Annotated in this window: 9 protein-coding genes; 4 read left to right on the top strand and 5 right to left on the bottom strand. The window is 64.1% G+C overall.

Annotated features, from left to right (window positions below; all coding sequences use genetic code 11):
- Positions 1-236 precede the first annotated feature (236 nt).
- The 3 genes from AC07M8_RS18010 to AC07M8_RS18000 form a co-directional block, all read right to left on the bottom strand.
- Positions 237-1,295 carry an NAD(P)H-dependent flavin oxidoreductase gene (locus AC07M8_RS18010; protein WP_495175606.1) on the bottom strand — a complete coding sequence of 353 codons (1,059 nt, stop codon included), beginning with the start codon at positions 1,293-1,295 and terminating at the stop codon, positions 237-239.
- A gap of 459 nt (positions 1,296-1,754) precedes the next feature.
- Positions 1,755-2,264, bottom strand: a complete 510-nt coding sequence (locus tag AC07M8_RS18005; RefSeq protein ID WP_495175605.1) for a MarR family winged helix-turn-helix transcriptional regulator — start codon at positions 2,262-2,264, stop codon at positions 1,755-1,757.
- A gap of 145 nt (positions 2,265-2,409) precedes the next feature.
- The gene (locus AC07M8_RS18000) at positions 2,410-2,718 is read right to left on the bottom strand and encodes a hypothetical protein (protein WP_495175604.1); all 309 of its coding nucleotides are present in this window, start codon (positions 2,716-2,718) and stop codon (positions 2,410-2,412) included.
- Between the two features lie 630 nt (positions 2,719-3,348).
- On the opposite strand from AC07M8_RS18000, the gene hpnI reads away from it, so the two are divergent.
- The 4 genes from hpnI to AC07M8_RS17980 are packed head-to-tail and all read left to right on the top strand — an operon-like array spanning position 3,349 to position 7,740.
- Positions 3,349-4,476, top strand: coding sequence for a bacteriohopanetetrol glucosamine biosynthesis glycosyltransferase HpnI (gene hpnI, locus AC07M8_RS17995; protein ID WP_495175611.1), 1,128 nt, complete (start codon positions 3,349-3,351; stop codon positions 4,474-4,476).
- A complete protein-coding gene (hpnJ, locus tag AC07M8_RS17990) occupies positions 4,473-5,900 on the top strand; it encodes a hopanoid biosynthesis associated radical SAM protein HpnJ (RefSeq protein WP_495175603.1) in 1,428 nt (475 codons plus the stop codon). The genes hpnI and hpnJ overlap by 4 nt, the downstream gene beginning before the upstream one ends.
- Positions 5,897-6,757 carry a hopanoid biosynthesis-associated protein HpnK gene (gene hpnK, locus AC07M8_RS17985; RefSeq protein ID WP_495175610.1) on the top strand — a complete coding sequence of 287 codons (861 nt, stop codon included), beginning with the start codon at positions 5,897-5,899 and terminating at the stop codon, positions 6,755-6,757. The genes hpnJ and hpnK overlap by 4 nt, the downstream gene beginning before the upstream one ends.
- Complete coding sequence (locus tag AC07M8_RS17980) at positions 6,754-7,740, top strand: lysylphosphatidylglycerol synthase domain-containing protein (protein WP_495175602.1); 987 nt, start codon at positions 6,754-6,756, stop codon at positions 7,738-7,740. Before hpnK ends, AC07M8_RS17980 begins: the two co-directional genes overlap by 4 nt.
- A gap of 10 nt (positions 7,741-7,750) precedes the next feature.
- Here AC07M8_RS17980 and AC07M8_RS17975 read toward each other — a convergent pair whose 3' ends face one another.
- The gene (locus AC07M8_RS17975; RefSeq protein ID WP_495175601.1) at positions 7,751-9,163 is read right to left on the bottom strand and encodes a sensor histidine kinase; all 1,413 of its coding nucleotides are present in this window, start codon (positions 9,161-9,163) and stop codon (positions 7,751-7,753) included.
- Positions 9,135-9,809 (bottom strand): winged helix-turn-helix domain-containing protein, encoded by a 675-nt coding sequence (locus AC07M8_RS17970; protein ID WP_495175600.1) that lies wholly within the window; start codon positions 9,807-9,809, stop codon positions 9,135-9,137. Before AC07M8_RS17970 ends, AC07M8_RS17975 begins: the two co-directional genes overlap by 29 nt.
- Between the last annotated feature and the right edge of the window lie 204 nt (positions 9,810-10,013).

Genomic DNA, 10,013 nt, shown 5'->3' with positions numbered 1-10,013 from the left:
GCTCATGATCCAGCAATGCAGCCAGTGCCCACTACCAACAGTTCGGCTTGTACTCCGGGCGAATTGCACCTGACCCAGTTGCGGCCATTCGCGACCCCTTTTCGTGTTTCCAACTTCGGCCGTTGGTTCATCTCGACCGCATGGTCATGTTTGGTACGCTGGACCACCTGCGTAAGCGGCTCCGGGTGGGGATCACGGTCAGTCTGATCTAGGAATGGCGCAAGGCCCGACCGAACTCAAACCCGGCGCCCTTCGAGTTCCTCTCGCAGCGCCCCAACCAAGGCTGCTGCCGGCATCACGCGGGATAGCGGCGCACCTTGACCTGCCCATTGCGCGCCGAACCCATATTCTCCCCCGACCTTGGCAGCCGCATGCAGCGCCTTTCCCGCATCATAGGCAATGGGATAATCGGGCGGTCGGCGCTCACCAACCGACTCGCTCAAAGCTGTGAACCGGTTGGCCAGCGCACGCGCGGGCCGACCAGAGATGAGCGACGTGAGGACAGTATGGTAAGCGCCGGCACCAGTAAGAGCCGCCCGGTACGCTTCGTCTGCGGCAGACTCCGGGCACGCCACGAATGCAGTTCCCAGCTGCGCTGCCGCGGCTCCGAGATCGAGCGCCGCGGCGATGCCAGCGCCATCCATTATCCCACCGGCTGCAATGACTGGTAGTTCCGTCTTGCTTACCAGAAGCCGGGTCAGCGCGAACACGCCAAGAGCGTCGTCGGGCGCGGTCGGGTCGAAGACACCCCGATGCCCGCCAGCCTCGATCCCTTGCGCGACCACCGCGTCGATCCCCGCCGCCTCAATCGCCTGCGCTTCGTCGAGGCTGGTTGCGGTCGCCATGAGGTAGATACCGCGAGTCCGCAACGCCGAGATCACGTCGGCGGACGGCAACCCGAAGTGGAAGCTGACCACTGGCGGCGCGAGGTCGAGCAGTACCGCCACCATGTCGGGATCATCTGCGAAGCTCTTGTAGATCGTCCTGAGCGCCCTCGGCGGTTCTGCGCCGTACTCGGCGAACAGTGGGGCAAGCCAATCCAGCCATTGCGCCTCTCGCGAACTATCGGCTTTTGCGCCAGCGTGGACGAAGAAGTTGACGTTGAATGCGCGGGTCGTGCGGCTGCGCACCTCCTCGATCATCGCCCGTGCGCCGCCGGCGTCGGTCGCGCCCACTCCGATCGACCCCAAGGCTCCCGCCTGGGATACCGCTGCTGCCAGCGCAGGTGTGGCAACGCCCGCCATCGGCGCTTGGATCAAGGGTATCGAGAGTTCGAACTGATTGATGAGGGACATGCCTAAACGGCTTCCGATCGTGAACGATTGTCCGATTATGAGGACGCCAGCACGTTAAGTGAATGGCGCCAGGTGGGCGGACGCGGATCCCTTCATGCACTACGACCCACAATCGGACGTTCAAGCTGCCCTCCCCACCGCTCATCTCCGGCCATTTGTTCATGTTGATCGACTGACGAAGTTCAGCACACCGGATAAGCCCTCCGGCTGTCTTGAAACTAGAAGCAGCCAGCGTGGCTTGTCTCTAGCAACAAACGTCACCGAGGTAGCCGACCCCTCTGCTACACCGCCACCCTTTTGTTCAACCAGATCCTGCCCATCTCCTTATACAGGCATGACGGATCAAACGAGTCGAGCTCGGAACCAGGACACAAAGGTCAAAGTTTGGGCACTTCTAGATTTTCGCACCAGATCCGCTTTCGCTGAGGATGCAACAACGAGTGTGATGCGGTACACCGATCAGGGCAGAAGCGACGCAGGCTTCTCATGAAACGCCTTGAAGTGGCCGTGTGCGGTCTCGTCCATCAGATGCTGCATGAGGGTCCAATATCCGGCGACCGCAGGCTCCCCAGCCGCAGCATAGGCCCGCGCCATGTTGGCGTGTAGTTGCTCGAACAGTTCGTGTTCGAGCTGATCCCCATTCTCGGTCAGGTACAGAAACTTCATGCGGCGATCTCGCTCGCCGGTACGCACCTCCAACCAACCCTTCCGGGTTAATTCGCGCACGACTCTATTAAGCGACTGTTTAGTAATCCCGAGTATGCCGAGGATAGTTCCAATCGAACTCCCCGGCTGTCGCGAAACCACGTACAGTACGCGGTGATGTGCTCGCCCGAGCCCTTTAGCCCCCAAGGCGACATCTACTCGCTTAAGATGCGACTTGTGCGCAAAAATCAACAGATCCATGCCTCCGCGGATTGCGTCGGTGCGGAGGTATCGGGCGGCAGCTGGTACGATCGGCTTGGTCACGGCGCCGATATAGATGAACGTGCTGCTGTCACAATCTGGATGCCTTCAAACGCACCGGCTGTTTTAAAGCCACCTCATTGACAGGCAGAGTCTCAAAGACTGGCCCTCACCCACAAATGGGCGAGGGCCAGACGTTGCAAGCGAGTTAGCACCCTCGCCGATGGCGGGTGTTTTGCTTATCAAGGTGCCGGCCGAGCAGGCCACCGCCAACCCCGCCCGCGATGGTACCAAGCGTCCCGCCGCCAAGTACATTGCCAAGCAAGGCGCCCCCGCCGGCGCCTGCGATCGTGCCAACTGCACCATCACCGCCGCTGCAGCGATGGCGATATCGGCCGTCTCGATGGTGATAGGTCCGATCATGATGCCGGTAGCGCTGTGCAGATGCTGCATCCGGCAACACAGCGGAAGTGGCAATTAAGCCTGTAAGGGCCAGCAATTTGATCTTTTTATTCATCGTGCTCTCCTTGCGACGTTGCTCGCAACGCCAGAGCGACGAGCGGCTTCCGTTCACACGCTATTCTAAGAAACTGTCTGTGAACGCCACCCGAACCGGCTTGATCGCAATGAGCATCATCAAGAAAGCGGTAGGCTGACACATAAATCTTCGCTTCGGGCACGATGGGCAACACGCTCAAAAACCGTTGCCGATCTGAATGCAGCTGAGATGAGTCTGACCACTCAGTGAATTTCGTCGGGAAATCAGATCGCTGAAAGCAACGAATAGTCATTCAGCATGATTCACCAACGCTGTGTTGAACGCTGAGGCACTGATTGAACCGACCGTCCTGCCCCTCGTCTGGATGCCGGTGCCAGTCGCAGCAAGCTCTGATCCGTTGCACGCGCCGACGCCGTTCCGAAAACATCTCGCAAGCCTGCTACATCACAGCGACTGCGGAACCTTGAACATTGGTAATTCCCAATTGGCCCAGCGCTGTGGCGTCCTGCTAATACTAACGTCCGGCGTACAAGCAGCTGTGATGGATGCTCCAAGGCGTCACAATGACGTGGCAGACGTACGCTACCGGATGCATGGCGCGGGCGAGTTGCCCGTGATCCTGTAGACCTGCTTAGGACGGAGTGACTTCTGCCTCTCGGCTATCTTGCTCTGCTGATGTCGCTGACTGGCTCGGCCCTGCTCTCATGGGCGGTTTGGCTATTCCGCACCGCGCCACCGAGTCTGGCGCGCGCGGGTAGCTGGCCGCCGGTAACGATCCTCAAGCCGCTGCACGGAACGGAGCCGCAGCTCGCCGCCAATCTCACTGGCTTCCTGCGGCAGGATTATGCCGCGCCGGTACAGTGTCTGTTCGGCGTCCAGCGAGGCGACGATCCGGCAATCGCGGTGGTTGAGGCGCTGCGCAGGGCATGGCCAAGCCATGATCTTGCCCTGGTGCTCGATCCGCGCGCCCATGGCACCAACGCCAAGGTGTGCAACCTCATCAATCTCCATGAGCACACCCGACACGACGTCGTGGTGATCAGCGACAGTGACATGGCGGTGGAACCGGATTACCTCGCCAGGCTCGTCTCGATGCTCGATCAGCCCGGCATCGGCGCGGTCTCTTGCCTATACCGTGGTCGAGCCGATGCCGGCATCTGGTCGACGCTGGTAGCGATGGGGATTGATCTCCACTTCCTGCCGTCGACGCTGATCGGCCTCGGCACCGGCCTAGCCCAACCGTGCATGGGGTCGACCATCGCGATGCGGGCAACCACCCTGGCCCAGATCGGCGGCTTTCGCGCCGTATGCGATATCCTGGCCGACGATTATGCGATGGGCGAGGCGGTGCGGGCGCTAGGTCTCAAGGTCGCGGTCTCGCGTAGCTTGATTACGCATGCCTGCGCGGAGCCGAGCCTGGCCGCGCTGATCCGGCACGAGCTGCGCTGGAGCGCAACCATCGCCGGGATCGATCCCGGCGGGTTCGCTGGCAGCGTTGTCCTCCACCCGCTGCCGTTCGCGCTGGCCGCGCTGGCGATCCTTGGTGGCCATCCATGTACTTGGGGCGCGGTCGCGCTGGCAGTCGGAGTCCGCGCGGCGATGCTCGCCCGACTCGGGGGCCGTCCGGCGATCCGTTTCCTTCTCATTCCCGTCCGCGACATGCTGTCGTTCGGACTATTTCTGGCGACATTTTTCGTCCGCTCGGTTGATTGGCGTGGGCATCGGCTTACCATCAACGGGGGGCGGATTGTCGCCGCTTCGGAGACATTGGCATGATGCGCACCTTGTTCCTGCAAGGCCCGTCGTTCGACGGCTATGATGGCGGTGCCGGTGCCCGCTACCAAATGAAGCGGGAAGTGAAGTCCTTCTGGTATCCTACCTGGCTTGCCCAGCCGGCCGCGTTGGTAGAGGGCTCCAAGCTGATCGACGCCCCCGCGCACGACCAGAGCTGGGACGATATCAAGCACGAGATGGACGCGCGCGACCTCGTGATCCTCCACACCTCGACGCCGAGCTTCCGCCAGGACGTCCATACCGCCGAGCTGATCAAGCAGCGCAACCCGCGGATCAAGATCGGCTTCATCGGCGCCAAGGCCGCGGTGGAATCAGCCAAGGTGCTCGAGACCTCGACCGCGATCGACTTTGTCGCGCGCAATGAGTTCGACTTTACCATCCTCGATGTCGCCAACGGCATGCCGCTGCGCGAAGTGGAAGGGATCAGCTGGCGCGACGACGATGGCGCGATCATCCACAACAAGGACCGCAAGGTCGTCGAGGACATGGACAGCCTGCCGTTCGTATCGCCGATCTACAAGCGCGACCTGCAGATGGAGAAGTATTTCGGCGGCTATCTGCTGCACCCTTATGTGTCGTTCTACACCGGCCGCGGCTGCAAGAGCCGCTGCACCTTCTGCCTGTGGCCGCAGACGGTGGGTGGTCATAATTACCGCACGCGCTCGATCGGTCATGTGATCGAGGAAGTGAAGTACGTGATGGAGGCATTCCCGCAGAACAAGGAAATCTTCTTCGACGACGACACGCTGACCGACAATTTGCCGCGCGTCGAGGAACTCGCGATCGAGCTCGGCAAGCTCGGCGTGACCTGGTCGTGCAACGCCAAGGCCAATGTGCCGTACAAGACGCTGAAGGTGCTCAAGGAGAACGGCCTGCGCCTGCTGCTGGTCGGCTATGAGAGCGGCAACCAGCAGATCCTGCACAACATCAAGAAGGGCCTGCGCGTCGAAGTGGCGCGGCAGTTCACCAAGGATTGCCACGCGCTCGGCATCGTCATCCACGGCACCTTCATCCTGGGGCTCCCGGGCGAGACCGAAGAGACGATCGAGGAGACGATCAACTACGCCAAGGAAATCGATCCGCACACCATTCAGGTGTCGCTGGCGGCGCCTTATCCGGGGACGTTCCTGTACAAGCAGGCGGTGGAGAATGACTGGTTCGACGGCGGCGACCATCTGCTCACCGACGGCGGCACCCAGATCGCCCAGCTCTCCTACCCGCATCTGCCGGCCTCGCTGATCTTCGACAAGGTCGAGGAATTCTACAAGCGCTTCTACTTCCGCCCGTCGAAGATCTGGGACATCGTCCGCGAGATGCTGACCGACTGGCAGATGATGAAGCGCCGCCTGCGCGAAGGCGTCGAGTTCTTCGACTTCCTGCGTCGCCGCAAGGACGTAGCGGCCTGAGCCAGGAGCGTGCGCGACGGCTGATCGTCACCGCCGACGATTTCGGCGCGGCGGTGGCCGTCAACGACGCCGTCGAACAGGCGCATCGCCATGGCCTCCTCACCGCCGCCAGCCTGATGGTGACGGGAGACGCCGCGGCGGATGCGGTGGCGCGGGCGCGTGACCTGCCGGGCCTCGGCGTCGGCCTGCACCTGGTGTTGGTCGAGGGTCGCCCTGCGCTGCCGCCCGAGCAGGTGCCGGCGCTGGTCGACGCCAGCGGCCGGTTCCGGCGCGACATGGTCCGCGCCGGGATCACGATCTTCGCCTCACCCGCGGCGCGGCGGCAGCTCGCGGCCGAGATCGACGCGCAATTTGCCCTGTTTGCCGCGACCGGTCTGCCGCTCGACCATGTCAACGCCCACAAGCATTTTCACGTCCACCCAACGATCCTGTCGACGGTGCTGATGATCGGCGCGCGCTACGGAATGCGATCGCTGCGGGCGCCGGTCGAGCCGCGCGCGCCGATCGCCGCGGTGGACCCCACCTCGCCGGCGGGGTTCGATCCCGCCAGGCTGTGGGCAACGCTCGTCCGCCGGCGCGCGCGGGCGGTGGGGCTGCTCGTCCCCGACCAGGTGTTCGGCCTCGCATGGTCCGGCGCGTTCAATGCGCCGCGCCTGCGCGGATTGCTGCCTCACCTCCCCGCCGGGATCAGCGAGATCTACTTTCACCCGGCGACCGACGATCACTATCCCGGCCACGCCTTGAGCTATCGCTACCGCGACGAACTCTCCGCGCTGATCGATCCCGCAGCCGCGGCGCTCACGGCCGGGACGACCCGCGGCCGCTTTGCCGATTTCGTGGAGCATCCCGGCCGATGAGCCGCATCAACCTCGCCATCCTGGTGGCGACCCTGGTCGGCTTGGCGGTCGCAATCTGGACCTTCGGCTGGGCCGGGATCGGCACGGTCGCGACCATCGCCCGCCAGATCGGCGTCGGCGGTTTCCTGCTCTATTGCCTGTGGTCGAGCGGCGTGTTCGTCATCCTCGGCGCAGCATGGGCCGCCGCGACGCCCGGCCGGCCAACCGCCCGCGTGGCGCGCTTCGCCTGGGCACGGGCGGTGCGCGAGGCGGTCGCCGATCTGCTGCCGCTGTCGCAGATCGGCGGCATCGTCGTCGGGGCGCGGACGCTGACGAGCGCCGACCTGCCGACGGCGCGGATCTACGCGTCGCTGATCGTCGACATGACCACCGAGCTTGCCGCGCAGGCCCTGTTCACCGCCTTCGGGATCACCGCGGCGGTGCTGCTGTTGCCAGGCGCTGCTGCGGGCTCGACCCGCGCCATCCTCGTCGGTGCGGGGGCCGCGCTGGTCGTGCTGATCGGCGTGGTCCTCGCTGGCCAGTATCTGCTCCCCCGCGTTGCGGGATCGCTGGTCGGGCGCATGCTCCCGGGCTCGGTGGCGACCTTGGCGACGCTGCAGGTTGAGCTGGTGACGATCTACACTCATCGTCGGCATGTCGCGTTTGCCTTTCTTCTCAACCTGCTTGCCTGGGTTGCCAGCGCCGCTGGCGCCTGGATCGTCCTGCACCTGATCGGCGCGAGCTTCGCGCTATCTCGGGTGCTGGCGCTGGAGAGCCTGATCTTCATGCTGCGGTCAGTCGCCTTTGCGGTGCCAGGTGGCCTAGGCGTCCAGGAAGCAGGCTATGCGCTGCTCGCGCCGCTGCTTAGCATACCGGTGGAGATGGCACTAGCGCTAGCACTCGCCAAGCGCGCCCGGGATGTCGCGATCGGGCTGCCGACCATCGTCTTATGGCAATTGGGCGAAGTGCGAAACCTCGCTAGAGCGCAGTCGCGCGGGTCATGAGCTGACGGCGCTACCGGCCGCTTGTCGCCGCGGCCGGCGCGACAAACGTCGGAAAGGTGATGCGGACGCTCAGGCCGATGGATGTTTCCGGGATAGTGCAAGCCGCGTCGTGCAGCGATGCCACTGCCGCCACCAACGCTAGGCCGAGGCCGGCGCCCTCCGTGCCGCGGCTGGCGTCGCGACGGTAGAAACGGCGGAACACCTTGTCGCGCTCGGCCGCGGGAATGCCCGATCCATCATCGGCGACCTCCGCAACTGGCGCTCCATCGACCATCCGTAGCCGCGTAGTGATCCGCGTGCCCCGGGGGGTATGCGTGATCGCATTCTCGATCAGATTGGTGAACAGCTGCGCAAGCAGTTCTGCGTCGCCCAGCACCGCGATGCCGAGAACGTGGTCGGCAATCAGGGTCTGACCGGCATCCTCGACCACCGGGTGATAGGCTTGGTGGATCCGCGCCATCAGCTCGGACAGGTCGACGCGTACAAACCGCTGCCGGCCGACGCCGCCCTCCACGGTACCGATCCGCAGCAGCGCCTGAAACGTTTCCAGCAGACCGTTGGTCTGGACGAGCGCCTCGTCAACCGCGCTCGGCGCCACCGTCGCGCTCCGCTGCATCTGTTCAAGCCGCTGGTGGAGCCGGGTCAGCGGCGTGCGCAGGTCGTGGGCGATGTCCGTCGACACCTGACGCAGGGCGTCCATCGCTGCGGCGTTGCGCTCGAGCATCCGATTGAGGTTGCGGGCGAGATCGTCGAATTCCGGGCCAAAGCCGATCATCGGCAGGCGCTCGGTGCGATCGCCATCGATGATCCGGTCGATCGCGTGGTTGACCCGGCGCAAACGGCGCAGAAACACCCGTCCTACCAGATAGCCGCCCAGCAGCGCGAACAAGGCGATGGCGATGCCGCTCCACAGCGTGAACCGACCAAGACGATGCCTCAGATCCTGCACGTCGAAACTGTCAGTGGCGACGACCAGCAACAGGCCATCGGGAAGCCGGGTCCCGAGCGTGGTCATCCGCTCGCGCGCCGGTAGGCCTGCCCTGCGCTCCGCGATCGTCACCGTACCCGGCCCTACCCGCGCCGCCGCTGCGGGCAGGTCCCCGGCAAGACGCCGTCCCCCGCGGTCACGCAGCAGGTAATGATAAGGGGGATCCTCGTCGACGCCGCGATGCCGCGCAATCGCGTCGGTCAGGCCGGACAGGCCGAGTTCGGTATACTCGCCGGCGAGCACTGTTGATTCCGCCTTGAGCATGCCATTGCTGGCTTCGGCGGCATAATGGCTTACCTGCCGCTCGACCGCGAGCAGCAGCGCCGCGGCGCCGAGCGCCACAATCACTGCAAGCAGCAGCGCGAACCGGAAGGCCGCGCTGCGCAGCGCTTCCGGTACCAGCCCCTTAGCTCCCATCGATCCGGTAGCCGGCACCCCGAACCGTCTGGATCAGCTCCCGGCCAAAGCCGCGATCGACCTTGCCGCGCAACCGGCTCATGTGGCTTTCGATCACGTTGGTTTTCGGGTCAAAATGAAATGACCAGACGTTCTCGAGCAGCATTGTCCGGGTCACCACCTCGCCGGCATGAAGCATCAGATATTCGAGCAGCTTTAGCTCCTGCGCCTGCAGGTCGATCCGCCGACCGGCGCGGGTGACGGTACGGCAAACGCGATCGACGACCAGATCGCCCACGCTGAGGATCGTCGCAACTTCGGCGATCGGCGGGCGCCGGGCCAGCGCGTTGATCCGCGCGAGCAGCTCGCTCGCGGCAAACGGCTTGGCCAGATAATCGTCAGCCCCAGCTTCGAGCCCTTCCACCCTGTCCTCGATGCCGTTCATCGCCGTTAGGAACAGCGCCGGCGTGCGCACCCCCGCAGCGCGTAGCGCGGTCAGCGCCGGTAGCCCTGCGAGCCCAGGTACCATCCGATCGAGGATCAGCACCGCATGGTCTCCGCGGGCGCCAAGCGCGACCGCATCGTCACCAGAGGCACAGCTGTCAACAGTATGGCCAGCGTCGCGCAACACTGCTTCGACATATTCTCGCGTCGCGTCGTCGTCCTCGAGCAGTAGCACCTTCATGCCGTGACCTTCGCGCGCCGACGCGCCACCGACAAGTTGGCGATAAACAATTATTGCCCTCAGTGCCGATTAGCTAAGCGTTACCCCTATTGAAGAGGGCCACCCTGATCCGACGATGCGACTGCTGTTCGCTTCTTCCACGCACGGCGATCCGCTGCCCTGCTACCCGGCATTGATCATTGGCTGCCCGGCAAAGAAGCGTTC

The organism is Sphingomonas sp. GW821-FHT09E03, assembly GCF_059416225.1.
This window is presented reverse-complemented; position numbering and strand designations above follow the sequence as displayed.